26 protein-coding genes are annotated in these 26,989 nt (G+C 52.0%); all 26 read left to right on the top strand.

The window, feature by feature from the left end; genetic code table 11:
- Window positions 1-23 precede the first annotated feature (23 nt).
- The 26 genes from glyA to csaB all read left to right on the top strand — a co-directional run bounded on the left by glyA (window position 24) and on the right by csaB (window position 26,982).
- Window positions 24-1,271, top strand: a complete 1,248-nt coding sequence (gene glyA, locus RJP21_RS07385; RefSeq protein ID WP_160045283.1) for a serine hydroxymethyltransferase — start codon at window positions 24-26, stop codon at window positions 1,269-1,271.
- A 363-nt stretch (window positions 1,272-1,634) separates the two neighbouring features.
- Entirely contained in the window at window positions 1,635-2,264 is a 630-nt protein-coding gene (upp, locus tag RJP21_RS07380; protein ID WP_036706382.1) for a uracil phosphoribosyltransferase, read from the top strand.
- A 20-nt stretch (window positions 2,265-2,284) separates the two neighbouring features.
- Window positions 2,285-3,445 carry a non-hydrolyzing UDP-N-acetylglucosamine 2-epimerase gene (gene wecB, locus RJP21_RS07375; protein WP_310858718.1) on the top strand — a complete coding sequence of 387 codons (1,161 nt, stop codon included), beginning with the start codon at window positions 2,285-2,287 and terminating at the stop codon, window positions 3,443-3,445.
- A gap of 177 nt (window positions 3,446-3,622) precedes the next feature.
- On the top strand, window positions 3,623-3,877 hold the full coding sequence (locus tag RJP21_RS07370; protein ID WP_160044051.1) for an AtpZ/AtpI family protein: 255 nt from the start codon (window positions 3,623-3,625) through the stop codon (window positions 3,875-3,877).
- The gene (locus RJP21_RS07365) at window positions 3,870-4,247 is read left to right on the top strand and encodes an ATP synthase subunit I (protein ID WP_310858717.1); all 378 of its coding nucleotides are present in this window, start codon (window positions 3,870-3,872) and stop codon (window positions 4,245-4,247) included. Before RJP21_RS07370 ends, RJP21_RS07365 begins: the two co-directional genes overlap by 8 nt.
- 31 nt (window positions 4,248-4,278) lie before the next feature.
- Window positions 4,279-5,082 (top strand): F0F1 ATP synthase subunit A, encoded by an 804-nt coding sequence (gene atpB, locus RJP21_RS07360; RefSeq protein ID WP_310858716.1) that lies wholly within the window; start codon window positions 4,279-4,281, stop codon window positions 5,080-5,082.
- Window positions 5,083-5,165: 83 nt separating this feature from the next.
- Complete coding sequence (gene atpE, locus RJP21_RS07355; RefSeq protein ID WP_036706394.1) at window positions 5,166-5,390, top strand: F0F1 ATP synthase subunit C; 225 nt, start codon at window positions 5,166-5,168, stop codon at window positions 5,388-5,390.
- A 129-nt stretch (window positions 5,391-5,519) separates the two neighbouring features.
- Complete coding sequence (atpF, locus tag RJP21_RS07350) at window positions 5,520-6,008, top strand: F0F1 ATP synthase subunit B (RefSeq protein WP_310858715.1); 489 nt, start codon at window positions 5,520-5,522, stop codon at window positions 6,006-6,008.
- Window positions 6,005-6,553 (top strand): F0F1 ATP synthase subunit delta, encoded by a 549-nt coding sequence (locus RJP21_RS07345; RefSeq protein ID WP_310858714.1) that lies wholly within the window; start codon window positions 6,005-6,007, stop codon window positions 6,551-6,553. The genes atpF and RJP21_RS07345 overlap by 4 nt, the downstream gene beginning before the upstream one ends.
- A gap of 16 nt (window positions 6,554-6,569) precedes the next feature.
- Complete coding sequence (atpA, locus tag RJP21_RS07340) at window positions 6,570-8,084, top strand: F0F1 ATP synthase subunit alpha (RefSeq protein WP_310858713.1); 1,515 nt, start codon at window positions 6,570-6,572, stop codon at window positions 8,082-8,084.
- 376 nt (window positions 8,085-8,460) lie between these two features.
- On the top strand, window positions 8,461-9,327 hold the full coding sequence (atpG, locus tag RJP21_RS07335) for an ATP synthase F1 subunit gamma (protein ID WP_160044057.1): 867 nt from the start codon (window positions 8,461-8,463) through the stop codon (window positions 9,325-9,327).
- Between the two features lie 113 nt (window positions 9,328-9,440).
- Window positions 9,441-10,844, top strand: a complete 1,404-nt coding sequence (gene atpD, locus RJP21_RS07330) for a F0F1 ATP synthase subunit beta (RefSeq protein WP_160044058.1) — start codon at window positions 9,441-9,443, stop codon at window positions 10,842-10,844.
- Window positions 10,845-10,897: 53 nt separating this feature from the next.
- Complete coding sequence (locus RJP21_RS07325; protein ID WP_160044059.1) at window positions 10,898-11,308, top strand: F0F1 ATP synthase subunit epsilon; 411 nt, start codon at window positions 10,898-10,900, stop codon at window positions 11,306-11,308.
- Between the two features lie 1,066 nt (window positions 11,309-12,374).
- On the top strand, window positions 12,375-12,635 hold the full coding sequence (locus tag RJP21_RS07320) for a DUF1146 family protein (protein WP_160044060.1): 261 nt from the start codon (window positions 12,375-12,377) through the stop codon (window positions 12,633-12,635).
- A gap of 390 nt (window positions 12,636-13,025) precedes the next feature.
- The gene (murA, locus tag RJP21_RS07315; protein ID WP_310858996.1) at window positions 13,026-14,369 is read left to right on the top strand and encodes a UDP-N-acetylglucosamine 1-carboxyvinyltransferase; all 1,344 of its coding nucleotides are present in this window, start codon (window positions 13,026-13,028) and stop codon (window positions 14,367-14,369) included.
- A 406-nt stretch (window positions 14,370-14,775) separates the two neighbouring features.
- The gene (gene spoIID, locus RJP21_RS07310; RefSeq protein WP_310858712.1) at window positions 14,776-16,161 is read left to right on the top strand and encodes a stage II sporulation protein D; all 1,386 of its coding nucleotides are present in this window, start codon (window positions 14,776-14,778) and stop codon (window positions 16,159-16,161) included.
- Between the two features lie 489 nt (window positions 16,162-16,650).
- Entirely contained in the window at window positions 16,651-17,397 is a 747-nt protein-coding gene (locus RJP21_RS07305; RefSeq protein WP_160044063.1) for a M23 family metallopeptidase, read from the top strand.
- A gap of 266 nt (window positions 17,398-17,663) precedes the next feature.
- Window positions 17,664-17,945, top strand: coding sequence for a sporulation transcriptional regulator SpoIIID (gene spoIIID, locus RJP21_RS07300; protein ID WP_036715046.1), 282 nt, complete (start codon window positions 17,664-17,666; stop codon window positions 17,943-17,945).
- 198 nt (window positions 17,946-18,143) lie between these two features.
- Window positions 18,144-19,142, top strand: coding sequence for a rod shape-determining protein (gene mreB / locus RJP21_RS07295; RefSeq protein ID WP_310858995.1), 999 nt, complete (start codon window positions 18,144-18,146; stop codon window positions 19,140-19,142).
- Between the two features lie 86 nt (window positions 19,143-19,228).
- Window positions 19,229-20,110, top strand: a complete 882-nt coding sequence (locus RJP21_RS07290; RefSeq protein WP_310858711.1) for a flagellar hook-basal body protein — start codon at window positions 19,229-19,231, stop codon at window positions 20,108-20,110.
- A gap of 30 nt (window positions 20,111-20,140) precedes the next feature.
- The gene (locus RJP21_RS07285; RefSeq protein WP_310858710.1) at window positions 20,141-20,959 is read left to right on the top strand and encodes a flagellar hook-basal body protein; all 819 of its coding nucleotides are present in this window, start codon (window positions 20,141-20,143) and stop codon (window positions 20,957-20,959) included.
- A 12-nt stretch (window positions 20,960-20,971) separates the two neighbouring features.
- Complete coding sequence (locus RJP21_RS07280; protein WP_397386188.1) at window positions 20,972-21,253, top strand: DNA-directed RNA polymerase subunit beta; 282 nt, start codon at window positions 20,972-20,974, stop codon at window positions 21,251-21,253.
- A 324-nt stretch (window positions 21,254-21,577) separates the two neighbouring features.
- Complete coding sequence (gene fabZ, locus RJP21_RS07275; RefSeq protein WP_160044066.1) at window positions 21,578-22,015, top strand: 3-hydroxyacyl-ACP dehydratase FabZ; 438 nt, start codon at window positions 21,578-21,580, stop codon at window positions 22,013-22,015.
- Between the two features lie 41 nt (window positions 22,016-22,056).
- The gene (locus tag RJP21_RS07270) at window positions 22,057-23,775 is read left to right on the top strand and encodes a phospho-sugar mutase (protein WP_310858709.1); all 1,719 of its coding nucleotides are present in this window, start codon (window positions 22,057-22,059) and stop codon (window positions 23,773-23,775) included.
- Between the two features lie 82 nt (window positions 23,776-23,857).
- Window positions 23,858-25,876, top strand: a complete 2,019-nt coding sequence (locus RJP21_RS07265) for a DUF5693 family protein (protein WP_310858708.1) — start codon at window positions 23,858-23,860, stop codon at window positions 25,874-25,876.
- The gene (gene csaB / locus RJP21_RS07260) at window positions 25,849-26,982 is read left to right on the top strand and encodes a polysaccharide pyruvyl transferase CsaB (protein ID WP_310858707.1); all 1,134 of its coding nucleotides are present in this window, start codon (window positions 25,849-25,851) and stop codon (window positions 26,980-26,982) included. The genes RJP21_RS07265 and csaB overlap by 28 nt, the downstream gene beginning before the upstream one ends.
- The last annotated feature ends 7 nt before the right edge of the window (window positions 26,983-26,989 follow it).

Here is a 26,989-nt window from a genome sequence, read left to right as displayed (position 1 = left end):
TATTTTAAGGGAGGAACAAGAAGATGGATCAATTGCGTAAAGCAGACCCAGCGGTATTGGATGCGATGAATTTGGAGCTGAAGCGGCAGCGCAGCAACATCGAGCTGATCGCTTCCGAAAATATCGTCAGCGAAGCGGTAATGGAAGCGATGGGCTCCGTTCTGACGAACAAATATGCGGAAGGTTATCCGGGCAAACGTTATTACGGCGGATGCGAACGCGTCGATATCGTCGAGGATATCGCCCGCGACCGCGCGAAGCAGCTGTTTGGCGCGGAACACGTCAACGTGCAGCCGCATTCCGGCGCACAAGCGAACATGGCGGTATACCTTGCCGCGATCAAGCCGGGTGATACGGTGCTCGGCATGAATTTGGCGCACGGCGGCCATTTGACGCACGGCAGCCCCGTAAACGCATCCGGACTGCTGTATAACTTCGTCGCATACGGCGTTCGCGAAGACAACTTCCTGATCGATTACGACGAAGTGCGCAAAGCCGCATTCAAACATCGTCCGCGGCTGATCGTTGCCGGCGCCAGCGCGTATCCGCGCACGATCGACTTCGAAGCATTCGCTTCGATCGCAAACGACGTGGGCGCATTGTTCATGGTCGACATGGCCCATATCGCTGGCTTGGTAGCCGCCGGCGTTCATCCAAGTCCGGTGCCTCACGCCCAATTCGTCACGACGACGACGCACAAAACGCTGCGCGGTCCGCGCGGCGGCATGATCTTGTGCAAGCAGCCTTGGGCGCAGGCGATCGACAAGGCGGTTTTCCCTGGAACCCAAGGCGGACCGCTCATGCACGTCATTGCATCCAAAGCCGTCGCTCTCGGCGAAGCGCTTGATCCTTCGTTCAAAACCTATGCCCAAAACGTCGTGAAAAACGCCAAGGTTCTTGCCGAAACACTGATCGGCGAAGGCCTGAACATCGTGTCCGGCGGCACGGACAACCACCTGATGCTGGTCGATACCCGCAGCGTCAACATTACGGGTAAGGACGCCGAGAAGGTGCTGGATTCCATCGGCATTACGGTCAACAAAAACGCGATTCCATTCGATCCGACCAGCCCGTTCGTTACGAGCGGCATCCGGATCGGCACGCCTGCGGCCACCTCGCGCGGCATGGACGAAGCGGCGATGGAGAAGATCGGCAAAATTATCGCCATGACGCTGAAGCAGCCGCAGGACGAAACGGTGCTGTCCAAAGCGGCTGCCATGGTGAAGGAACTGACGGATCAATATCCGCTGTATCCGGAACTCAACTATTAATTTCGAAGCGACGTACACCTGAAAGGGCTGGAGGCTTGGCCTCCGGCTCTTTTTTTAATAGATCAGGGATTCCCGCAAGCGGCTGATTCGGCTTCATTGCTAAGGCCGCTACTTGCGGGTTGTTTGCATTAGCCCATACCCATTCCGGACCGATCCGGCGAACAATCGGCCAGGCGTCTTATGCCCTGTGTCACAAAAGGTTTAATCTTCCGCGGCTTAGGGCGAAAATAAACATGTGAAACGTGGTGCAATTTCATTTCAGGGAATGATATAATAAACAAGATTTGTGTACCTAGACGTCTTTGCACATGGCAAACCGGCACTGGCAGCACTTAGACTTACGATTACCGGAGGGACAATACAATGGGAAAACTGGTGATTTGCGATCACCCTTTGATTCAACACAAGCTGACTTTTATCCGTGATGTGCGGACAAACACAAAAGATTTCCGTGAACTTGTTGACGAAGTTGCTTCTTTGATGGCTTATGAAATTACGCGCGAGGTTCCGCTTGAAACGGTGAAGGTCCAGACGCCTGTCGCCGAGGTCGACGGCAAGGTGCTTGCCGGACGCATGCTCGGACTCATTCCGATTCTGCGTGCGGGTCTTGGCATGCTTGACGGGGTTCTGAAGCTCATTCCGGCGGCGAAGGTGGGCCATGTCGGCTTGTTCCGCGATCCGGAAACGCTGCAGCCGGTCGAATACTACACCAAGCTGCCTACCGACGTGACGGAGCGCGAGCTGATCGTCATCGATCCGATGCTGGCCACCGGAGGCTCCGCGATCGCGGCGATCGACGTGCTGAAGAAACGCGGCTGCACCCAGATCAAAATGATGAACCTGATCGCTGCGCCGGAAGGCGTCAAAGCGGTTCAGGAGGCGCATCCGGACGTTGACATCTACGTTGCCGCTCTTGACGAAAAATTGGACGACCATGGATATATCGTGCCGGGGCTCGGCGATGCCGGCGACCGCCTGTTCGGAACCAAGTAAGCGAAAAGAGGTTATAGTTCATGTCTAAAATAAAAGTGATGACGATTTTCGGCGTGCGTCCGGAAGCGATCAAGATGGCGCCGCTCATTTTGGAGCTTGAAAAGCATCCTGAGCATATCGAATCGGTCGTCTGCGTGACCGCCCAGCATCGCCAGATGCTGGATCAGGTGCTTGACGTGTTCAAAATCAAGCCGGATTACGATCTTGATGTCATGAAGGACCGGCAGACGCTGAATGAAGTTACCATCCGCGTGCTGGAGGGGCTTGAGCCCGTGCTTCGCGAAGCGCAGCCGGACATCGTGCTGGTGCACGGCGACACGCTGACGACTTTCCTGGCCAGCTATGCGGCGTTCCTGCAAAAAATCCAGGTGGGGCACGTTGAGGCCGGACTCCGGACGTGGAACAAGCTTTCTCCGTATCCGGAAGAGATGAACCGTCAATTGACCGGCATCCTCGCGGATCTTCATTTTTCGCCGACGGATTGGTCCGCGGGCAACCTGAAACGTGAAAACAAAAATGAATCAAGCATTTATGTCACAGGCAACACCGTTACCGATGTGTTTCAATATACGGTACAGCCGGACTACACGCATCCGGTTCTGGAGTGGGCGGCAGGCAAAAGGCTGATCCTGATGACGGCGCACCGCCGCGAATCGCAAGGGGAGCCCCACATGAATATTTTCCGCGCCGTCAAACGGATCGCCGACGAATTCGAGGACATCGCCATCTGCTATCCGGTTCATCTAAGCCCAGCGGTAAGAGAACCGGCACATGCCGTTCTTGGCGACCATCCACGAATCAAGCTGATCGACCCGCTGGATGTGGTAGACTTGCATAACTTCTTCCCGCATACCCATCTGATTCTGACGGATTCCGGCGGAATTCAGGAAGAAGCTCCTTCGTTCGGCGTTCCGGTGCTCGTGCTTCGCGACACGACCGAACGTCCGGAGGGAATTGAGGCAGGCACGCTCGAGCTGGTAGGCACGGACGAGGAAAAAGTGTACGGGCGCACCAAAGCGCTGCTGACCGATCAGGCGCTGTACGAATCGATGAGCAAGGCGGCGAATCCTTACGGGGACGGCAAAGCGTCGGAGCGGATCGTTCAGGCGATTTTGCATCATTTTGGCATCCGAAAAGAACGTCCGGAACAATTTCACAGAATGTTCACAAAGGAAAGTTAAACCATATTCTTGAGGCAAAGAGTACAGCATACAGTTAAACTGTACGGTTTGCACGGTGTTGCGGCGTTTTGCTGTGATTATTTTCATAGTTTCGGGCAAAAATGACATTAATCCGCTCAATTGACAAACTCTTGTGACATTCAGTAAAATGAACAGGGATTATGAGGGTGGACTATAATGAGTAAACCTGAAAAGCCGCGTAAAACCAATAAAAACGTTGCAACCCCTATGAAATATATCGGACTTGCAAGCGCAATCGGAATAGATCTGGCAGCATGCACATTAGGAGGCTTTTATTTGGGCTCCTGGCTGGACAAGATCTGGGGAGGGCCGGGACTTTGGATCGCATTCGGCGTTCTATTCGGGCTTCTCATCGGTGGCGTAAGCGTTTTTATAATCACCAAGGCAGTCCTGGGGGAAAGTGATGAATGAACTTTGGAAATACCGCAGGGTATTGACCAGAACCACGCTTTATTTTCTTGCCCTATGCTTTTTGGGCGCCGCTTTCTTTCCCGATTACAAGAGCATTGCGCTCGGGATGGTGCTCGGCGCTACCGTCAGCCTGCTAAATAGCTTTTATTTGGGCTATAAGGTTCAGAAGGTGACCGATGCGGTCACCGGCGGAGAAAGCAAACGAGTGAATATGGGGTTCTTGACCCGCGCAGCGGTAAGCGTGCTGGCCGTCATACTTGCGTATCGCAAGCCGGAAACGTTTAATCTGTACGCTGTTGCAGCTACCCTGATCTTGTCGCAGTTCCTTCTCTTATTTATAGGAATTCGATTGTCTCGCAAAGAAGAGTAGATTGCTCAACTGAGAAAGGGGTGAGAAAAATATGCATGAATCACCGATTATTGAATTGGGCGGCATTCCAATTGACCTTTCCATCGTTCTGATGCTCATTGTGACATGCGTAATCGTGTTTGTCATTGCGAAACTGGCAACTCGAAATTTGTCGGTTGAAAATCCGGGCAAACTGCAAAACTTCATGGAATGGGCTGTTGAATTCGTTCAAAATCTGATTTCTAGCACGATGGACTGGAAAAAAGGGAAGCATTTTCTGTCCCTTGGTCTCACTTTCATCATGTTTATCTTCGTAGCGAACTTGCTAGGTTTGCCGTTTGGTATCGTCACCGACTACCACGGCGCCGAACATGCGCACATTTTCGGGAAAGAGATCGTCTCCGTCAAAGAGGCGTTCGACAAACATCCTGAATTGGAGGAAGTTGGCGTCGCTTGGTGGAAATCGCCGACGGCTGACGCTTCCGTGACGATGGCGCTCGCTTTGATCGTCTTCCTGCTGTCGCATATCCTCGGCATGACGAAAAATACGAAGAACTATTTCAAACATTATTTCCAGCCATACTGGTTCTTCTTCCCGATCAACATCATCGAACAGTTCGCGAAACTGCTCACGCAGGGCATGCGTCTATTCGGTAACATCTTTGCGGGCGAGGTTCTCATTTCCGTATTGCTGAAATTGACTGCGCTCGGCGCAGTAGGCTGGGTGGCTTCGGCGCTCGGACTCGTGGTATGGCAAGGATTCAGTGTTTTCGTCGGCGCGATCCAGGCCTTCGTATTTACGATCCTGACCATGGTTTACATCTCGCAAATGATCGAGTCGCATGACGAACATTAGCTTCAAAGTTAAGCTTGGAGTAAGGCTTCACTTAACTCAACATAAATTCAAACAAAATACACATCTCTAAGGAGGATTTACAAATGGGAGTTTGGGCATTTTTGGCAGCTGCTATCGCAGTAGGTTTGGGCGCGCTTGGCGCAGGTATCGGTAACGGTTTGATCGTATCTAAAACGGTTGAAGGGATCGCTCGTCAACCAGAAGCAAAATCCACTCTGCAAACAACGATGTTTATCGGTGTAGGTCTGGTCGAAGCACTTCCAATCATCGGTGTCGTACTCGCGTTCTTGTTCTACGCAGGAGCTTAATTTAACACATGCAGGGTTTGGCGGGGAAGGCCACGGCCATCCGCGCCTTCTTTTTAGCCGTGACAATTATGGTCTTTCGTAAACGAGAGTGAACGGCAGTGCACGTGCACCGGAAAGGAGTGACTAAGATTGAGTATTAACATCCCGTCTTTTATACTCGCGTTGATCGCATTCGCGATTTTGTATCTGCTTCTGAACAAGTACGCTTTCGGACCGCTCTTCTCGATTATGGAGAAACGCCGCGAGCTGGTGTTGCAGCAAATGAACGAAGCGGCGCAAACCCGCGAGCAGGCAGTCGCTTACGTAGAGGAGCAAAAACAAGCTCTTGAAGCGGCTCGCAAAGAAGCTTACGAAATCATCGAACAGTCCAAGCAAACGAGCAGCAAGCAGGCTGATCTGTTGATGGCGCAGGCGAAAGAGGAAGCAGCCCGCATCAAGGACGATGCCGTCCGCGAAATCGCCAGCGAAAAGAACAAGGCGGTTCAGGAGCTGCGCAGCGAAGTGGGAGCCGTGTCCGTGAAGATCGCTTCCAAGCTGCTTGAGAAAGAAGTCAGCAGCGACAGCGTACAGGAAGAGCTTGTGGACCAATACCTTAAAGAGGTAGGGGGCAGACCATGAGCCGGGAAACGATAGCAGCCAAGCGTTACGCAAAGGCGCTGTTTGAAGTGGCTGCACAGCAGCAGAAAACGCTGGAAGTGGAGCAGGAGCTGAAGGCAGTCGTGGAAGCCATTACGGCGGACAATGACGTGCAGCAGTTTATCTCTACACCCAACATTTCCGTAACCGTAAAACTGGATGTGCTGAAGAAAGCCCTTCAAGAAAAAGTATCCCAGCCGGTCATCAACACCTTAGAACTGCTCATTGAGCGGGGCAGAGCTGATATCCTCCCGGATCTTCTGGAAAGCTATATCCGGATCGAAGGTGAAAGCCTCGGAATTGCGGATGCGACAGTGTACTCCACTTATCCGCTGAGTGAGCAGGAAAAAGCGACCGTTGCTGCACAATTTGGAGCTTTGGCTAACAAGAAAATCCGCGTGGAAAACGTGATTGATAAAAGCCTGCTCGGCGGCGTGAAAGTCGTCATCGGCGACAAGCTGTATGACGGAAGTCTGGCAGGGAAGCTGGAACGGCTTGAAAAGTCTTTTAACAGACAAGCACAGTAGATAGGGGTGAAGACACTTGAGTATCAGACCTGAAGAAATCAGTACGCTGATTAAAAGTCAAATTGAACAATATAAATCGGAGATCGAGGTATCCGAAGTCGGTACCGTTATTCAAGTTAGTGACGGTATTGCCCGCGTTCACGGGATCGACAACTGTATGGCCGGCGAGCTTGTGGAATTCGAGAACGGTGTCGTAGGCCTTGCGCTGAACTTGGAAGAAAGCAACGTAGGTGTCGTTATCCTCGGACCTTACACGGAAATCAAAGAAGGCGACCAGGTAAAACGTACCGGACGCATCATGCAGGTTCCTGTAGGTGAAGCCCTGCTCGGACGCGTTGTGAATCCGCTGGGTCAACCGGTGGACGGAAAAGGCCCAATCGAAACGGCCGACTTCCGTCCTGTTGAAAATAACGCTCCAGGCGTTATCGACCGTAAATCGGTACATGAGCCAATGCAGACAGGTATTAAAGCGATTGACGCCATGGTGCCAATCGGCCGCGGACAGCGCGAGCTTATCATCGGTGACCGTCAAACCGGTAAAACGCAAATCGCGATCGATACGATCATTAACCAAAAAGGCAACGGCGTAAAATGTATCTACGTTGCGATCGGCCAAAAGCAATCCACGGTTGCTCACGTCGTAGAAAACCTTCGCCGCCATGGCGCTTTGGAATATACGATCATCGTTACGGCATCGGCTTCCGAGCCGTCCCCGCTCTTGTACATCGCTCCTTACGCGGGTTGTGCCATGGGCGAATATTTCATGTACAAAGGCGAGCATGCCCTGATCATCTATGACGACTTGTCCAAACAAGCAGCGGCATACCGCGAACTTTCCTTGCTGCTTAGACGTCCTCCAGGCCGTGAAGCTTATCCTGGTGACGTATTCTATCTGCATTCCCGTTTGCTGGAACGCGCGGCGAAGCTCAGCGACGCACTCGGCGGAGGTTCTTTGACCGCTCTGCCGTTTATCGAAACGCAAGCTTCCGACGTATCCGCATATATTCCGACCAACGTAATCTCCATTACGGACGGTCAGATCTTCCTGGAGTCCGAGCTGTTCTATGCCGGTCAACGCCCGGCGATCAACGTGGGTATCTCCGTATCCCGTGTAGGTAGCTCCGCCCAAATCAAAGCGATGAAAAAAGTAGCCGGCGGTATGAAGCTCGACCTTGCCCAATACCGTGAGCTTCAAGCGTTCTCGCAATTCGGTTCCGATTTGGATAAATCCACGCTCGCCCGCCTTAACCGCGGTGCAAGACTGATGGAAATTTTGAAGCAAGGCGTCAACCAGCCGCTTAAAGTCGAGCAGCAGGTAGCGAGCTTGTACACGGCAGTCAGAGGCCATCTGGACGACATTCCGGTGAGCGACATCCGCCGCTTCGAAAAAGAATTCCTGGCGTTCCTGGAAAGCAACCATCCGGAAATTCTGGCGTCCATTCGCGATACCAAAGACCTGGTCGCTGAAAACGAAGCTGCTCTGAAGGATGCCATCGCGAAATTCAAGAGAGGCTTTGCTGTGACGGCGTAAGTCATTAACATGAACCGGGCCGTAAGGCTCGGATTCATCTTTTTCAATGAATAGCGAACATGCTTTGGCTTAGGTATCGGAGCCGCACAATGCAGGCTTTGAACCTAAGCCAAAAGACGGATATATGCTTTGAAATTCGCTTGCTAGTCGAAGCGAAACAAGTGCTTTCAGAGTAACTTTGGCTTTGCCAAAGTTTAGCCTATGCTTACGAAGTTAGCTTTGGCTACCAGTCAAAGCTAAGTAAATGCTTTCGAAATAACTTTGGCTCCGCCAAAGTTTAAGCTTGTGCTTACGAAGTTAGCTTTGGCTTCGCCAAAGCTAAGTAAATGCTTTCGAAGTAACTTTGGCTCCGCCAAAGTTTTGAGGTGGTGAAAACATGGCAAGAGGATTGCGTGAAATTAAACGCCAGATCAAAAGTATTCAAGGTACGAAGCAAATCACGAAAGCGATGGAAATGGTCGCCGCCTCCAAGCTGAGAAGAGCGCAGGAGATGGCGCAGCATGCCCGTCCTTACTCGGAGAAGCTGAAAGAAGTGGTGTCCAGCATCGCTACCGGCACGAAAGGCATCAAGCATCCGATGTTTGAAAAGCGCCCGGTGAAAAAGACCGGATACCTGGTCATTACCTCGGATCGCGGTCTTTGCGGCGGATATAACTCCAACATCCTAAAAGCAGTGATGTCCACGATTAAAGAGAAGCATAAGTCCAAGGACGAATACGTCATTTTCGTCATCGGACGCAAAGGCCGTGACTATTTCCGCCGCCGCGAAATGCCGGTCGTGCAGGAGGTTACCGATCTGTCCGATACGCCTTCTTTCTCGGATATCAAGTCTATCGCTTATGCGGCGGTGCGTCAGTTTGAAGAATCCCAAATCGACGAACTGTTTATCTGTTACAACCGTTTCGTGAACGCACTTACTCAAATCCCTGAAGTGAATCAGCTTCTGCCTATGGAAAACATGGGGACGCAGACAACCGGCGTAACGGCAAGCTACGAATACGAGCCGTCTCCGGAGGCTGTTCTGGAAGCTCTTCTGCCAAGATATGCGGAAACCCTGATCTTCAGCGCATTGCTGGACGGCAAGGCAAGTGAGCTGGGTTCGAAAATGACGGCGATGGGCGCTGCTACGAAAAACGCGACCAAGCTGATCAACGAATTGACGCTTACGTACAACCGTGCACGTCAGGCTGCCATTACGCAGGAGATTACCGAGATCGTGGCCGGAGCGAACGCTCAGGCGTAAAATGACGTTTTTATACCAAAATGACAAACCATGAACGGATTTTGGCGTAAAGCTACTTGCAGCTTACGATGAAGGTTTGCATATAAGCAGACTTGTAGGAGGGAACAAAAAAGATGAACAAAGGACGCGTAGTCAGCATTATGGGTGCGGTTGTCGACATCGAGTTCGAAAGAGGTCAACTTCCGGAAATCTACAATGCGATCAAAATTGAGGGCACTGTCGCTGGCGGACGCCAAGTCGAATTGACCCTGGAAGCTTCAAACCATCTTGGCGACAACATGGTACGCTGTATCGCCATGTCCTCCACGGATGGTCTCGTTCGCGGCATGGAAGCCGTCGACCTTGGCGCTCCAATCACCGTACCGGTAGGGAGCGCAACGCTCGGCCGCGTATTTAACGTGCTTGGTCAGCCGATCGACGAAGCTGGAGACGTTTCTTCGGAAGTTACCAGCCCGATTCACCGTGAAGCTCCTAAATATGATGAATTGTCCACGCAAGCGGAAATGCTTGAAACGGGGATTAAAGTTATCGACCTTCTTGCTCCTTACCAAAAAGGCGGTAAGATCGGTCTCTTCGGAGGCGCGGGCGTAGGTAAAACCGTTGCCATCCAGGAATTGATTAACAACATCGCACAAGAACATGGCGGTATTTCCGTATTCGCGGGCGTTGGCGAACGTACCCGTGAAGGTAATGACTTGTATCATGAAATGAGCGATTCCGGCGTTATTTCGAAAACGGCAATGGTCTTCGGACAAATGAACGAACCTCCAGGCGCACGTCTGCGCGTTGCGTTGACAGGTCTGACGATGGCGGAATATTTCCGTGACCAAGAAGGCAAAGACGTGTTGCTCTTTATCGACAACATTTTCCGCTTTACTCAAGCCGGTTCCGAAGTATCCGCTTTGCTCGGCCGCATGCCTTCGGCCGTAGGTTACCAGCCTACGCTCGCAACGGAAATGGGCCAACTGCAAGAGCGTATCACTTCCACGAAAAAGGGTTCCGTTACGTCCATCCAGGCGATTTACGTCCCTGCGGACGACTATACTGACCCGGCTCCTGCAACGACATTTGCTCACTTGGACGCCACGACCAACTTGGAACGTAAAATTTCCGAGATGGGTATTTACCCGGCGGTGGATCCGCTCGCTTCGAGCTCCCGGATTCTGACGCCTGAAATCGTAGGCGAAGAGCATTACAACGTAGCTCAAGGCGTTAAGCAGCTTCTTGCCCGCTATAACGAGCTTCAAGATATTATCGCGATCCTCGGTATGGATGAATTGAGCGAAGAAGACAAACTGATCGTTGCCCGTGCGCGTAAAGTACAACGCTTCTTGTCTCAACCGTTCCACGTTGCGGAAGCATTTAACGGCATGCCGGGAACGTACGTGCCTGTAAAAGAAACGATCCGCAGTTTCAAAGAAATCCTCGATGGTAAACACGATGATCTTCCTGAAGCAGCTTTCCTCTTTGTAGGAACGATTGAAGAAGCCGTAGAAAAAGCAAAAACACTGGAATAAGTCCTGTGCGGGGGGCCTAGGCTTCCCATAGGAGCTGTTCAGGAGGGATGAAAGTGAGTACCTTTTTATTGGAAATTGTGACGCCGGATCACTTGGCATATTCCGGAGAGGTAGAACGCCTGACGGTTCGGGGTGTGGAAGGCGATCTCGGCATTTTGCCGGGGCATATTCCGATGGTAACCCCACTTCAGGTCGCTCCGCTTGTCATCAAAACTGGCAATAAGACCAGTAAGATTGCGGTCAACGGCGGCTTTGTGGAAGTTCGCAAAGACAAAGTGGTCGTGCTTGCGGAGAGCGCCGAAGCAGCCGAGGAAATCGACTTGCAGCGCGCACAGGCCGCAAAGGAGCGTGCGGAACGCCGTTTGGCCAACGCCGACAAGCAGGATGAAATTGATTACCGCCGCGCGGAAATGGCTTTGCAAAAGGCTATCAACCGGATCAATGTGTACAGCAGCAACAAATAAATAAGCTGTTCAGCCCGTCTCATCCTTAGTTGAGGCGGGTTTTTTCATAATATCAGAAAAGTATACACTACTAAGCTATTTCTTCCTGATATAACAAGGAAAATTACCTTTAAACTCGGTCTGTCTTCTTAGGAATACATCGATAGACGGTTTACCTTTTAAAACGATAAATAAATTTCGGTCCATGAACTACTCTAAAAATAGTGCCCACCCCCGTTTAAAGTTCATGCGGATTTAATGCTCATCGTATCGGACTGGAGCGCTTAATATCATGTATCAACCTGTGGCGGATGGCAACGGTCTGTCAGCCTAAGAAGCTTGATGCACTGTCTTAGGATGGTTGATGGGACAGCCTTGAACTTGGGGAACGACGGTTAGCTGAAATGAACTCCCGACTGCCGCCCAAGAATCCCATGGATTTAGCCGTAGAGGAGTCTCAATTATAGAAGAAATCAACGATGCGGCTCAAATGATTATATAAACCCGTGGATGTCGTGATTTTCGCAATATACAGATCATATATTGGATATTGTTCCAATATTTAAAATGATTTGATCGCTATAAATATCGTATTAAAGTGTTCCTAAAGTGAACTTTTTGAATGACTCGCCATGTTCTTTTGTAGAAAAAAGGGGATAATCATCGTTTTCTATCTATTTTCAAATATATTTCCGAGGAAATGACGAAATAAAGAGTAGAAGAAAACTAGGCTGCCAAGATAAAAAAATAGAGATGCGGCGTTTTGAGCTACGGGAGAGCATCCTTTGTTCATCTTCTTTAATGGATTCTTTAATGGGATTCGTCATATGATATTTTAGGATTGAATATTTGAGTCTCTGAGATCATTGACGCAAAGAATCTGGCAGTAAACCGAATAGGATTATGTCGATATTGACGTATTGGATCCGATTTCCCCTGAAAAAATTATCGTATTCCTTATTTTGGATTGAAAGTTTTTGAAAAATTACGGATTTGAAGCTGGATTATTGATCCAAAGCCAAGTATTATATAATAGTTCGATTGAACCTTTGCTTAAAAGCAAATCCTGATGAAGGGTGGAGTGGCCATGTCGGATTCCAATTTTGCAAACAACCTGGTTGGAAGCCTTGGCGTTACGGGATTGATCTCGATGATCGTTTCGCTGGTCTGCATTGGACTGTCTTGGTGGGCTCTGCAACATGTAAAGCTGGATTTGTTTATCCGGTTTCCGAAGAGTCCTCAGGGTAAACTGCTGCATTTGCTGCTGGCCATCGTCTTGGGGCATTTCGTCGCCAAATTCCTGCTGGACTATCTAAACTGGAGCCAAATGATTAAATACATGTTTTAACGTCAAGGTATGTGGTTATAACTCGATTAGGTTATCTTGCCGGCGACAATGTCGAATGGACAATAACCTTGTCGAATAATAACATTTTTTTATGTCAACAATGAATATAACGGAATGTATTGCTTGTTTTACCCCCCTTTTCATATCGGCTGCCCGGGTCTGAAACTGCAGATGTTCGCGCGCATCGATATCCCTCCGAATTCATGAAATGTACCGGCCAAATTGAAAGTAGGTCTTAGGGCACAAACAAAGCTGTGTTCAGGGCCTCATTCGTCAAAAAACGCTTGTATCCATGAAATGGTCGGTGTTAAGATGGAGGTTAGGGAATTCACATTGTAATTTCTAAAAAGACAGAATTTGCGGAAAAAAATGGACGCGGAGGGAATCATGATGAGCAAATTTATCGTCCGCGGTGGCAATAAACTGACCGGAAGCGTGAAAGTCAGCGGGGCAAAAAATTCAGTTCTTCCGATCATCGCTGCCTCTCTTCTTGGGGAAGAAGGAGTAAGCGTCATTCATGACGCACCTCCTCTTGACGATGTAATTACAATCAGCAAAGTGTTGGAATCCATAGGTGCAGGCATTACATACGACAACAATGTAATGAGGGTCGATGCCCAAGCTATTTCCTCTTGCGAAGCACCTTACGAATGGGTGCGAAAAATGCGTGCGTCTTTCCTGGTTATGGGTCCTTTGCTTGCTAGAATGGGGCATACGCGGATTTCACTGCCGGGCGGCTGCGCCATTGGAACGAGACCGATCGATCAGCACTTGAAAGGCTTTGAAGCTTTGGGCGCCGAAATCAGTCTCGGACAAGGTTACATTGAAGCGAAAATAGATGGCAAACTGCGTGGGGCAAAAATCTATTTGGATGTGGCCAGCGTAGGCGCTACTGAAAATATTATGATGGCTGCCACTTTGGCTGAAGGGATCACCGTCATCGAAAATGCGGCGAAAGAGCCGGAAATTGTCGATCTGGCGAACTTCCTGAACGGCATGGGGGCGAAAGTTCGCGGTGCAGGCACCGGCGTCATCCGGATCGAAGGCGTGGAGAAGCTGCACGGAACGGAACATACGGTCATTCCTGACCGGATCGAAGCAGGCACGTTTATGGTGGCGGCTGCGATTACCGGCGGCGACGTATATGTGGAAGGGGCCATTGCGGACCATCTGGGCCCGGTGATTGCCAAGTTGGAGGAAATGGGCGTTACGATTGAAACCGACGAGAACGGCGTACGCGTAAAAGCTGACCAGCCGCTGAAAGCGGTGGACATCAAAACGCTGCCTTATCCAGGATTCCCTACTGATATGCAGTCGCAAATGATGGCGCTCTTGCTAAAGTCGGAAGGAACGAGTGTCGTAACTGAAACAGTGTTCGAAAACCGTTTTATGCATGTGGATGAATTCCAGCTTATGAATGCAGAGATTAAGGTCGAAGGCCGTACGGCCATTGTGACAGGTGGAGCCAAGCTGAAAGGCGCTAAAGTATGCGCAACCGATTTGCGTGCCGGTGCCGCGCTGATCTTGGCGGGCCTTGTTTCCGAAGGTACAACCGAAGTGAGCGGAACGCATCACATTGACCGCGGTTATGTGGATTTGGCCGAGAAGCTGTCTACACTTGGCGCCGACATTTGGCGGATTTCCGTTGACGAGCCTGCGCTCGAGCCGGCGAAGAAAAAAGTGGAGCTGGAAGAAGAGGTTTCTCTGTTCAAAATCCAGCCGACATGGGTATAACCGTTTTTATTTCGCATTTATTGAAGTAAACGAACATTGTACTGGAATGAGCTACAACCTGGACTGGAACAGTGAACAAAGACCGGACCCGCAAGGGTTCGGTTTTTTTGTGTTGCCGGACGGCTGAGTGAATCCGCTTACAATTCCTTTATTATTCTTACGATGTATGGAAAGGAGATATGATTGGTTATGGTTTTGCAAGCCTGAAATCCGCGATCTGCTGCATATGAATCTTTCTATTCTCTTAAAAAAGGGTTCTATCACCTGTTATTGGTTCATAACTATAGGTATAGGGAAAAATGAGAGGAACAAAGATTGGAATACGCCTTTGTTTCCTAAATAAAGTCGGAAGCCGACTTCATTCTACCAATAGCGGTTGATCCGAACCAATGGAGGTTGAAAGTATATGAAAGATCCGCGCACGCAGATTAAGGTGGCCGTCGTTCCGATACACGAAGCGGCGGAAGCCGACATTCCGATAAATCAAACGGATGTAAACGCCGAAAGCGGCCGGGGGCACGGCCCGGCCGCCGGTGCCCGGGCGGGCGCAGGGGCGAAGCCCGCCCCCGGCCGTCAGCACCTGCGGGTGCTGACGGCACCCCCGGCGCAGCCGCCGCAGGCCGCTGCGCCAACGGCGCCGGAGCCGCGCGAAGCGCTCCGGCAAGAGCCGGGCGCGCCCGCAGGCGCCCGGCAGGACCCGGGGCGGCGGCCATGGGCCCCGCCGCCCGCACGCGGCCGCGGCAGCGCCTGGCGGCCGCGTGGCCCGGGCAGCGCCCGCAGGCTTCGCCCCGCCGCCATGTGGGCGGGCGGGCTGCTGACGCTGGCGCTGCTCATCCCTGCGCTTGTGGTGACGACGCACCACAAGCCGGAACCCGCGCCGGCGCCGATCCCCGCGCCGGTCGCCCCGGCTGTGCCGCAGCAGACGGCACAGCCCCAGGTGTCCGTCTATCTGTCAAAGACGGGCCAGGTGGAAAAGCTGCCGCTCGAAGAATACGTCGTCGGCGTCGTCGCCGCAGAAATGCCCGCCAAGTTTGACCTGGAGGCATTAAAAGCGCAGGCGGTCGCCGCGCGCACCTTCATCGTCCGCAGGCTGGCGGACGGGGATCAAAGCGGCGTACCGGGTTCCCAAGCCAACGTCACCGATACGGTCAACCATCAGGCCTACATCTCAAAAGCGGAGCTTGAGGCCAAGTGGAAGGAGAAACCGGAGGAGCTGGCGAAGCTGAGAAGAGCGGTCGAAGAAAGCCGCAACACGATCATGACCTATAACGGAAAGCCGATTACCGCTTCCTTTTTCTCTACGGGTAACGGATACACCGAAAATTCCGAAGATTATTGGAATCAGAGCATACCGTATCTGCGCAGCGTCTCCAGCCCATGGGACGAGCAGGCCCCGGGCTATAAAGAGACGGTTACGATGAGTATTAAAGATTTTTTAACAAAACTCGGCTTGGTCGGCAAAGCGATCCCCGCTATGGCAACTGAAGAACAGCAGCCTTTTATCCAAATTCTTGCGAAGACGGCCGGCCACCGGATCAAGGAGATCTCGATCGGCGGTGAAACGTTCACCGGGCGCGAAGTAAGGGAAAAGCTCGGACTTCGCTCCAGCGAATTCAGCTGGCAAACGTCCGGCAGTGACGTCCTGATTACGACATACGGTTACGGACACGGCGTAGGTATGAGCCAATGGGGAGCGGAAGGCATGGCTAAAGAAGGCTACACTGCTACCCAAATTTTGAAGCACTACTATACCGGCGTCCAATTTTCAAAAGCTTCCGACTTTGTGAAGTAGTTTTTAAAGTTAGCCGGCAGAAAACCCGGCCGGTACGACGGGTTCGCAAAAAATTCATCTATAAATAGATGAGTCAATGGACGAAAGCCGAAAGCGTGATTTTTATACCAGAACCAATCCTTGAATGAAGCTGAATCTTTGGGCCGGATTTTTCTGAAAAGAAGGATCGACTGCGGCGAATCCGATTTTAAAAGAGAAGAATTTCAAAAGCGGAAGTACATTTCTTCACCCGGCTGCCTTCATCTGTGCAAAACATTGGTTCATCTCTTATAAAGATTTAGAATACTTCTTTTATTATAGACGGATGAAAGCGGGCAAAGGTTTTTCATAGACAACAAATAATCTTTTATATAAAACCCGAAGCCTGCACCGCCGCGGTTTTTAAGCATCTTTTACGCCGTGCCGCTAGAATATTTTTTCAAAAATAATATAAGAGATACGTATAAAAGGTTTGACCCCGGTAACAATGATTACTGAGGTGATAACCATATGAATGAACAAAACAAAAGTAATCAAAACCATGGAGAAACTCCTAAAAAATCACAGGGAGAGCTGGTAAATCAGCCGTCTTCATGGAAAAAGCTGTTGTCCAAACGGTGGGTATACCCGGCAGCTTACGTGGCCGCAGCAGCAATTATACTAACCTTAGTTTGGGTCTACCAGGATGCCAGCATGAAGAAACTTCCACAAGACCCTGCTAAAGTGTCGGAGACTGCGAAAACGCCAACCGCTAGCGAAGCCGGCAAGGAAACCAAAAACGATAAGGCTGTTGAAGTGACCGCTACCGTGGAAGACATGGCATGGCCGGTGGCCGATGCCAAGGATATTAAAGTCGTGAAGCCGTTTTTTGACGAAAATGGAACGCCTGAAAGCAATCAGGCAGCCATGGTGCAGTACAATGACACGTTTATGCCGAACGTCGGCGTAGACCTGGCCCGCGATGACGACAAAACGTTCGAAGTCAAAGCGGCGCTTGGCGGCAAAGTGACCCGGGTGGAAGTAAATCCGCCGCTGACGGGCACGGTCATCGAAATTACGCACGACAATGACGTCAAAACGGTATACCAAGCTTTGTCCGACGCAAAAGTCAAAGAAGGCGACGTTGTGAAGCAGGGCGATCCGATCGGTACCGCCGGCCGCAGCGAAATCGAAAAAGATCTGGGCAACCATCTGCATTTCGAAGTCCATGAAAAAGGAACGCCGGTTAATCCGGAGGAGCTGCTTCCCAAAAAATAATGAATAAGCGGTAAAAGGCGGGGGTTATCCCCGTCTTTTGTCGTTCAATCCCCCGCAAAGCGATGGAGACAAGTAAACGTAAAAGCACCGAAGGCCCGTACGGCACCCGAATCGGCTTCGAAGACAAGGCCCCGCTTTAGGGGTCTTTTTTGCATCCCGCGAAAAATAAATAGGCCTAATGGAGCTTGTCAGCCCTCTAAAGCGCGAATATATAGGCACGCCCCTCATATAATGTACCAAACTATCCACAGTAGGGAGGCGGGAACGTGCACGATTACATCAAGGAACGGACTATTAAGATTGGACGTTGCATCGTCGAAACGAAGCACACGGTCCGGACTATAGCCAAGGAATTTGGCGTGTCGAAAAGCACGGTGCATAAGGACTTGACCGAGCGTTTGCCGGAAATCAATCCCGATCTGGCTGACCAGGTCAAACACATACTCGAGTACCATAAATCGATCCGTCATCTGCGGGGAGGGGAAGCGACAAAAATCAAATACAAAAAGACGAAAAAACGCGAAGCTGTGGCATCGGCCAAATCGTAATTTTTGCGGAGCCACCGACGCGTTAAACCATTGAATCCGTCCCCTGAAGTATGATATGTTAAAAGATGGTATGAGGTCGAAAAATGTGATCCCTGCTTCCCTATATACATAATTCTTGCTGCATCTTGTCGAAAAGGGACTTCGAAAGGCTCAGGGACTCTTTTACCATAAAATATGACTTTGGGGGCTCTTTTCATGATGTTTAGCAAGGATATTGGAATTGATCTCGGCACGGCTAACGTTCTGATCCATGTGAAAGGGAAGGGGGTTATCCTGGACGAACCTTCCGTCGTGACGATTGAAAGCGATTCGAAGAAAGTGCTTGCCGTCGGCGAAGAAGCGCGGAGAATGGTAGGGCGTACGCCGGGCAACATCGTGGCCATCCGTCCGCTGCGCGACGGGGTCATCGCTGATTTTGCCATCACCGAGGCGATGCTCAAATATTTTATCGGACGTGTGGGTGCACGCGGCTGGAGCAGCCGCCCCCGCATTCTGATCTGTGCGCCTACGAATATTACGTCGGTTGAGCAGAAAGCGATCCGCGAGGCCGCCGAGCGCAGCGGAGCGAAAGACGTATTTTTGGAAGAAGAACCGAAAGCTGCGGCGATCGGCGCCGGCATGGACATTTTCGAGCCGAGCGGAAATATGGTCGTCGACATAGGCGGCGGTACGACGGATGTGGCCGTGCTTTCCATGGGCGACATCGTGACCGCATCTTCTATTAAAATGGCGGGGGACAAGTTTGACGAGTCCATCGTGAGATATATCAAAAACAAATACAAACTGTTGATCGGGGAACGCACCTCCGAGGACATCAAAATCAAAATCGGCACAGTGCGCCCGGGAGGACGCAAAGATGAGATGGATATTCGCGGACGCGACATGGTTTCGGGTCTTCCGCTTACGGTTACCATCTCCTCGGACGAGGTCCAGGAAGCGCTGTGGGAACCCGTTTCCTCCATCGTCGCTGCAGCCAAGTCGGTTTTGGAACGGACACCGCCGGAGTTGTCGGCGGACATTATCGACCGCGGCGTCATTTTGACAGGCGGGGGAGCGCTGTTGAACGGACTGGACGAGCTTCTTGCGGAAGAGCTTCGCGTACCGGTGCTGATTGCCGAAGACCCGATGCATTGCGTCGTAAAAGGAACGGGCATCATGCTGGACAATTTGGACAAGGTGGTTAAGAAATCCTTCTGAGCCGCCGATAAAATAAAGTAGGATAACGGGCTGTCTTCGGCCCGCTAACGGTTATGGCACGACCATGAAAAGGGGGTTCCGCTCAAATGATAAGAGGACTTTACACGGCAGCAGCCGGCATGCTGACCCAGGAGAGCCGGCATGATACGGCGGTGCAAAATTTGGCCAATATCAATACGCCCGGCTACAAACAGGTGAACAGCGTAGCCCGCTCGTTTCCGGAGATGCTTCTGACGATGCTTGGCGGTACAAGCGACGTTCCGGTTCCGACGATCGGCAAGCTGAACACGGGCGTATTCGCCGAGGAAGCGTTATCGATCTATCAGCAGGGCGTGATTCATGAAAGCGGCAAAACGACGGATTTCGCGCTTGTGTCCGACATGGAAATGAAGGACCCGGCCACCGGGGAGAATATCCGGTTCGACGGCTCCGGCAAATACGTGGGCGCCGACGGCGAAGTGTTTTACAAGCCGGAAGCTTTTTTTACGGTGCAGGATCCGAACGGAGACATCCGGTATACGAAAGACGGCAGATTTAAGGTTGCCCTTGACGGCAGACTGCTGACTTCTACCGGTTACCAGGTATTGGACAGCAATAATCGGCCGATTGTGTTGACAGGTCCGGCGGACCGTTTTAAAGTGGACGAGCAGGGGTACGTCCTGAACCCGGCTACCGGAGCGCGGGGAGCGCGTCTGGGCGTCTCGGTCGTGGGACAGCCTTTTCAGATGGTGCGCGAAGGAAACGGCGTGTTCCGGATCGACGATCCGCAGGGAGCCGGCGTTCGGCCTGTGGGCGGAACCGATCGCGTCGAAGTGCGCCAAAATTATATCGAAAGCTCGAACGTCGACGCGTCCGTGGCCATGGTCGATATGAATACGGCGCTGCGTGCATACGAAGCCAATCAGAAAGTCATTCAATTTTATGATAAAAGTTTGGACAAAGCCGTCAATGAGGTCGGCCGGGTATAGAGCAGAAATGAGGGTTAAGGGAGGTTAATGATGAACAACTCCATGATCAGCGCGTTGGTGTCGATGAACGGTATTCAGCGTAAACTGGATATCATCGCCGACAATATCGCGAACCTGGATACGGTGGGATATAAACAAAAGGATACCACGTTTGAGGATACGCTCACTTCCGTGATGCAGCAGCCGGGCGACTTCAAGCAGCAGGGAAGGTTTTCGCCGCTTGGGTACACGACAGGTTTCGGCGTCCGTACGGGCGACGTGTTCCGCGACATCTCGCAGGGCCCGCTTGAGCAGACGGACAAGCCGCTGGATCTTGCGATCGAAGGGGACGGCATGTTCGCAGTCGAAGGAAACGGCAGACGGGCGTATACGCGGGAAGGCGCCTTTCATTTCGCTCCAGACCCGGGAGCTCCAGGGAGTATGGTACTCGTCAATAATCAAGGATACTTCGTATTAAACGACAAAAACCAGCATATCCGGGTGCCGAATACGGCAAAAGTGGCCATTGACCCTCAGGGCAACGTTCTGGTGGACAGTGGAAGCGCGATTACAACCGTGGGCACGCTCAAAGTGCTCAAGCCGCTCCGCGAAAACGAGCTCCAGCAGATGGACGGCAACCTGTTCGTCGTTCCGACAAGCTTGACGGAAAACCAAGTGTTCCAGGTGCCGACGGGCGGGGGAATGCCGCAGGATACGAAAATCCGTTCCGGGTATCTCGAACAATCGAACGTTGACTACATGGGTCAAATTACCGATATGATGCAGGTGCAGCGGGCTTATCAGCTGGCGGCCCGGGCCATTGCTTCAAGCGATACGATGATGAACCTGGCCAACAATATGCGGGGTTAGGTGGAAGCGGCCATGAGTGATACGAATAAGCCGGCAGATCGTCTGACGAGAACCCGGCATCAAAGCGATGCCCAGGGCAAACCGGAAGAGGATCGGGACGATTGGATGAAGCCTGCCAGAAGAAAGACGGCGCGCTGGAGAATAGTCATTCGCTGGATGATTCCGCTGTTTCTGCTGCTCGCGCTGATCGGCGGATTGATCTTCGGATATGTGGTCATGGGTAAGCAGAGCTTGTCCGACGTGTTTGAGTGGAAGACATGGCAGCATGTCATCGATTTGGTTTTTGCCCCGTGAGGGGTCGAAACGCTGCAACAGAGTGACAGAAAACTCCTTCGTTCGTCCGTGGGAGTTTTCTTTTTTTACTCGGAAAATGTATAATGATGGGGGACTTCAGAACACCCAAAAGGGCCCTCTCCAAGCCACGGCCGATTAAACTGCGGCTGATGGAGAAAGCCCCTTATCTGAACCTTCGCCTTCTGCAGTTGGTGAAGGATAACTATAGTTTTTTCCGTATATTTATGGTTTTATGCAATATAGAGGATAGAAAACGTCAATCGGTGTTTTGCTTAGGCAGGAGCGCCAACCGGCGAATGACCATTTTGGAAGGAGAAATGAATCGTGCTTAACGTGAAAGAAATTCAGGAAATTATCCCGCATCGTCCCCCGTTTTTGCTGGTGGACCGGATCGTGGAAATGGAGGTCGGCAAACGTGCGGTCGGCATTAAAAACGTGACGATCAACGAGCCGTTTTTTATTGGACATTTTCCGGAATATCCGGTTATGCCCGGCGTACTTATTACCGAAGCGCTCGCCCAGGTTGGCGCCGCGGCTATTTTGCAGGTGGAGAGCAATAAAGGCAAAATCGGCTTTTTGGCGGGTCTGGACGGATTCCGGTTCAGGGGCCAGGTCGTTCCGGGGGATACGCTCCGCTTGGAAGTGGAAATTACCCGTTTGAAGGGAAGCATCGGCAAAGGCCATGCGGTCGCCAAGGTTGACGACAAGGTTGTGGCCGAAGGCGAGATTATGTTCGCTTTGTCCGATCCGAATCAAGGCTAAAAGAGCTAACGCGATCAAAAGACGGTGAAAGGGGAAAACATATGTCAAAACTCAGCTTGACGGCAGAAGAAAATGTGCGGCGCTGGCTGTCCGATCCTTCGGTTGACGAAGAGACCAAACAGGAGCTGCAGCAATTGCGCGAGCAGCCTATGGAGCTGGAAGACCGCTTTTATAAAGATCTCGAGTTCGGTACGGGAGGCCTCCGCGGCGTGATCGGCGCAGGGAGCAACCGGATGAACCGTTATACTGTGGGCAGAGCGACGCAAGGATTTGCACGCTACATTTTGGAGCAGCACGGTCAAGCCGAAGGCGTGCCGTCGGTCGTGATCGCTCATGATTCCCGCCATTTTTCTCCGGAATTCGCCCTTGAGGCCGCGCTCGTGCTGGCAGGCAACGGCATTACGGCCAAGTTGTTTCCGTCGCTCCGTCCGACGCCTCAGCTTTCCTTCAGCGTACGCCATTTGAACGCAACAGGAGGCATCGTGGTGACCGCGAGCCATAACCCGCCGGAATATAACGGATACAAGGTTTACAATGCCGAAGGCGGCCAGCTTGTTCCGGATCAGGCGGAGAAAGTCATCGCATACATCCAGGAAGTGGATTCCTTTGCGGCCGTGAAACGGCTTGACCGTTCCGAAGCTGAAGCGAAGGGACTGCTCGTATGGCTAGAGGAAGCCGAGGACGAGGCCTTCGAAGATACGGTAGCGGCGACAAGCGTCAATCGGGACCTGATCGCCTCGAAGCTGGGAAAGGACTTCAACATCGTCTTTACCCCGCTGCACGGCACAGGAAATGTTCCGGTGCGGAACGTCCTCAAAAAGGTGGGTTTTACCAACGTTCATATCGTAACCGAGCAAGAACAGCCGGATGCCGAATTTTCCACCGTCAAATCGCCGAACCCGGAAGAACGCGAAGCATTTACCCTTGCGATGAAGCTCGGCAAGGAAGTACAGGCCGATATCCTGATCGGCACGGATCCGGATTGCGACCGCATGGGAGCGGTCGTGCTGAATGATGAAGGCGAATATGAGGTGCTTTCGGGCAACCAATCCGGGGCCATCATGATCCATTATCTGTTGAGCCAGTTGAAGGACAAGGGCATGCTGCCGCATAACGGGGCGGTTATCAAAACGATCGTGACAAGCGAAATGGGCGCGGCGATCGCCCGCCATTACGGGGCCGAAATCTTCAACACGCTGACGGGCTTCAAATATATCGGCGAGAAGATGACGGAGTTTGAACAATCCGGAAAATATACGTATTTATTCGGATATGAGGAAAGCTATGGTTATCTTGCCGGCAACTATGCCCGGGACAAGGACGCGGTGCTGGCATCGCTCCTGATCTGCGAAGCGGGGGCATATTATAAAGCCCAGGGCAAAACGCTGTACGCCGTGCTGCAGGAGCTGTACGAGCAGTTCGGCTACTTCCGCGAAAAGCTCGAATCGCGCACGCTGAAGGGCAAGGACGGATTGGCCCAAATCCAGGCGAAAATGACGGACTGGCGCGAGAATCCGCCGCAGGCGGTCGCCGGTGCCCGTGTTACGGAAGTGCTGGATTATTCCAAAGGGCTGAACGGCCTCCCTCGGGAAAACGTGCTTAAATATATGCTGGAGGACGGTTCGTGGTTCTGTCTTCGCCCGTCCGGTACGGAGCCGAAGATTAAAGTGTATTTCGCCGTCCGCGGCCAATCGCTGCAGGATGCCGAAGAGCGGATCGTCAAGCTCGCGGCTGAAGTGATGGCGAGAGTAGACGCCTAGACACACAAGACAAGGATAGTCCGCAAAGCCGCCGCGACTGCTGCAGCGGCTTTGCGGAGTTATTAATGAGGAGGTACTTTTGGTGCATCAAAAATGGCAGCGCTGGAGCACGGCATCGCGCAAATGGCTGTGGATCCTGGTCGTACTGGGCATCATCGCCGCAATGCCGGTGGCGTACGACAGATACCAAACGGAATCATCGGCCAACAACGTGGAGTTGGTATTCAATTACCGCGGCTTGGCGGAAGTGGCTTCATACCAGGCGCATCCGGAGCAATTTATGCAGGAGCAGTTGGATAAATTAAAAGCGGCCGGGATTACGAGCATGGCTATGTTCGAAAGCACGCTGGACGATTTCAAAAAATCCCGGCGCCTTATGGTCTATAACGCTCAAGACATTGCCCAAATGACGCAAAGCGTCGTTCCGACGGATGAAAATTTCACGTATATTCTGTTTACCAATGAAGAAAATGCAGGCCGGTTAACGCCGCTCATTGAAGACACGTTTAAAAGTTTGGATATTAACGTAAAACCTTGGGAATTCCATGACCAAAAAGGCCTGATCATCGAAACTTCGCCGGAGGATGCCGCCCTGAAACCGATGCAGCCGGACCCGATTGCGTTCGAGATGCTGCGGAGCAAAGGGTTCCACGTCGTGCCGCGGATGTCCGACAGCCTTCCTTACGATCAGGAGGCGATGGATAAGCTGCTTGCTTATTATGAAGCGAACGACGTCAAGCGGATTTTGTTCGAAGGGGACTCTGTTAAAGGATTTAACGATAATAAGGATAAACACAGCCTGCAAAGCTTCGCGAACCTGCTGAACCAGCATGGCATCGGCATTGCGGCGATCGAAAACACGAAAAAACCGCAGGCAGGCATGAACCAGCTCGCGTATTACATTCATTATAATGTGGTTCGTTTGTATTCTTTGAGCGATAAGGATGCCCAGCTGGATGAAGACACGATTGCCGACCGTTTTGCCTTGGCGACCAAAGACCGGAATATCCGGATGCTGTACATCAATACGGCAGCCAGCAAAAACACGGCCAAAGCGACGGTCACCAATTCGATCGACAACATCATTAAAAGTCTGGACGAGCCTGGCCACGCCATCAAGCAGATGGAGAAAAACGGATTTACCATGGGACGCGCGGAAGCATTCCATATTACCGATTCTTCCCTGCAGCGTTATTTCAAAATGGTCGTTGTACTTGGCGGAGTCGCCTTTATTGCGCTTATGATTTCGTATTTCCTGCCGCTGCTTACTTTGCCGGCTTTCGTGCTCGGGCTCATCGGCAGCGCGGGATTGTATGTCCTGAAACCGACGTTGTTTGAACAGGCGCTTGCCCTGTTCGTGGCCATCAGCGGCCCGACGGTAGCGATGATTCTTGCGGTCCGCAAGCTCAATGCGCTGAATAACGCCGATTCGCAGCTGTCTACAGGACGCCGTATCGCGCATGCGATCGTTTTGTTCATCAAAACATCCATTATTTCAATGGCGGCGATTCCGTTTGTAATCGCGCTGCTTAACAATATCACGTACAGCTTGGTGCTGAACCAGTTCCGCGGCGTAAGCCTGCTGCATGCGGCACCGATTCTGCTGATCGCAGTGTTCGTCATCTTGTACCGGGGCGGAAAGCCGTTCCAGCAGATCGGCAAGCTCTTCAGAACGCCGATTACGCTGCTGTGGGTGGTCGCGGGCGTTCTGATCGCCGGCGTCGGCATGTATTATTTGAGCAGAACAGGCAACGGAGGCAAGGTCAGCTCCATCGAGATGGTGATCCGTCCGTTCCTGGAAAATACGTTCCATGTGCGTCCGCGGAATAAGGAGATTTTTGCGGGACATCCGCTGTTCCTGCTTGGAATTTTCCTGTCCATCAGATACCGGAATGCCGTTTATCTTATGATCGTCGCCGTCATCGGACAATTGTCCATGGTCGATACGTTTGCCCATATTCATTCGCCGATGAAAATTTCGCTTGCCCGTGACCTGTTGGGTATGGGAATCGGATTGATTCTCGGACTGATCGCTATCCTGGTATGGCAAATCGCGGAAGGATGTTGGAAAAAATGGTCACCTCGCCTCAGAAAACAATAGTCATCTCGGGTTATTACGGCTTTAAAAACAGCGGCGACGAGGCCGTGCTGCAATCCATCCTGACGGCGCTGGAAGAGCAGGGGAAGCAGGCGGGGGTCAAAATCAACCCCGTCGTGCTTTCGATCGATCCGGAGTGGACTTCGTCGACTTATGGCGTGCAGGCGGTCCACCGGATGAAGCTGGGCGAAGTGAGAAACGCGCTGAAGAACAGCAGCGGCTTGATCAGCGGGGGCGGCAGCCTGCTGCAGGACGCCACCGGAACCAAAACCATTCCGTATTACCTGGGGGTCATCAAACTGGCGCAATGGCTGAACAAGCCGGTGTTCATTTACTCCCAGGGGGTCGGTCCGGTGAACCGGAAACTGTTTTATCCTCTCATCAAAGGTACGTTTAAAAAATGCGAATACATCTCCGTGCGCGACGAGCAATCCGCAGAGCTGCTGCAAAGCATGGGCCTTGAAAGGGGGCGTATTCAGGTCGTCCCCGATCCCGTGATGGGATTAACGCCCGAAGCGGAAGGTCCGGGGCTTGTCGGTTCAGCTGAAGATCCACAGCTGCCGGTCATCGGCATTTCGGTCCGCTACTGGGATGAGCAGCGCCGGGAACTGCACGGGATCGCCGAAGGGCTTCGGATGCTTTGCGGGAAGCAGCCTGTCCATCTGCGGTTCCTTCCGTTCCATTTTCCGGGCGACGAGAAGGCCTCGCAGGAAATTATCCAGCAGCTGGGGGACATCGCTTCCGGCGGCAGCAAAATTTCGGTATGCCGGGAGGCGGTTCATCCGCGGCAAATGCTGGCTGAAGTGGGGCGCTGCGATCTCGTGATCGGCATGCGTCTTCACAGTTTGATTTATGCCGCGAACCGGCTTGTGCCTCTGATCGGCATTTCGTACGATCCGAAAATCGACCATTTTTTGAAAAGACTCGATATTTCGCCGGTCGGAACAAGCCGTTCGCTCGATCCGGCCAAGCTGGCGTCGGAAATGTCCCGTCTTCTATCCGACCCGCAAGGCTGGAAGGATCAGGCCAAACCTCGCGTCGACGGGTTGAAGCGGGAAGCGCAGGAGCCTGCGCGGCATATCATCGATTTTTTGAGCAGTAAAGGATAAGGGGATT

The organism is Paenibacillus sp. VCA1 (assembly GCF_031583795.1).
In the GTDB taxonomy this organism is placed as follows: domain Bacteria; phylum Bacillota; class Bacilli; order Paenibacillales; family Paenibacillaceae; genus Paenibacillus_AQ; species Paenibacillus_AQ albilobatus.
This window is presented reverse-complemented; position numbering and strand designations above follow the sequence as displayed.

Excerpts from the sequence above, each read along its gene's own strand:
- glyA (WP_160045283.1), top strand. The coding sequence starts at position 24 with ATGGATCAATTGCGTAAAGCAGACCCAGCGGTATTGGATGCGATGAAT.
- upp (WP_036706382.1), top strand. The coding sequence starts at position 1,635 with ATGGGAAAACTGGTGATTTGCGATCACCCTTTGATTCAACACAAGCTG.
- wecB (WP_310858718.1), top strand. The coding sequence starts at position 2,285 with ATGTCTAAAATAAAAGTGATGACGATTTTCGGCGTGCGTCCGGAAGCG.
- RJP21_RS07370 (WP_160044051.1), top strand. The coding sequence starts at position 3,623 with ATGAGTAAACCTGAAAAGCCGCGTAAAACCAATAAAAACGTTGCAACC.
- RJP21_RS07365 (WP_310858717.1), top strand. The coding sequence starts at position 3,870 with ATGAATGAACTTTGGAAATACCGCAGGGTATTGACCAGAACCACGCTT.
- atpB (WP_310858716.1), top strand. The coding sequence starts at position 4,279 with ATGCATGAATCACCGATTATTGAATTGGGCGGCATTCCAATTGACCTT.
- atpE (WP_036706394.1), top strand. The coding sequence starts at position 5,166 with ATGGGAGTTTGGGCATTTTTGGCAGCTGCTATCGCAGTAGGTTTGGGC.
- RJP21_RS07345 (WP_310858714.1), top strand. The coding sequence starts at position 6,005 with ATGAGCCGGGAAACGATAGCAGCCAAGCGTTACGCAAAGGCGCTGTTT.
- atpG (WP_160044057.1), top strand. The coding sequence starts at position 8,461 with ATGGCAAGAGGATTGCGTGAAATTAAACGCCAGATCAAAAGTATTCAA.
- atpD (WP_160044058.1), top strand. The coding sequence starts at position 9,441 with ATGAACAAAGGACGCGTAGTCAGCATTATGGGTGCGGTTGTCGACATC.
- RJP21_RS07320 (WP_160044060.1), top strand. The coding sequence starts at position 12,375 with ATGTCGGATTCCAATTTTGCAAACAACCTGGTTGGAAGCCTTGGCGTT.
- murA (WP_310858996.1), top strand. The coding sequence starts at position 13,026 with ATGAGCAAATTTATCGTCCGCGGTGGCAATAAACTGACCGGAAGCGTG.
- spoIID (WP_310858712.1), top strand. The coding sequence starts at position 14,776 with ATGAAAGATCCGCGCACGCAGATTAAGGTGGCCGTCGTTCCGATACAC.
- RJP21_RS07305 (WP_160044063.1), top strand. The coding sequence starts at position 16,651 with ATGAATGAACAAAACAAAAGTAATCAAAACCATGGAGAAACTCCTAAA.
- mreB (WP_310858995.1), top strand. The coding sequence starts at position 18,144 with ATGTTTAGCAAGGATATTGGAATTGATCTCGGCACGGCTAACGTTCTG.
- RJP21_RS07290 (WP_310858711.1), top strand. The coding sequence starts at position 19,229 with ATGATAAGAGGACTTTACACGGCAGCAGCCGGCATGCTGACCCAGGAG.
- RJP21_RS07285 (WP_310858710.1), top strand. The coding sequence starts at position 20,141 with ATGAACAACTCCATGATCAGCGCGTTGGTGTCGATGAACGGTATTCAG.
- RJP21_RS07280 (WP_397386188.1), top strand. The coding sequence starts at position 20,972 with ATGAGTGATACGAATAAGCCGGCAGATCGTCTGACGAGAACCCGGCAT.
- RJP21_RS07270 (WP_310858709.1), top strand. The coding sequence starts at position 22,057 with ATGTCAAAACTCAGCTTGACGGCAGAAGAAAATGTGCGGCGCTGGCTG.
- csaB (WP_310858707.1), top strand. The coding sequence starts at position 25,849 with ATGGTCACCTCGCCTCAGAAAACAATAGTCATCTCGGGTTATTACGGC.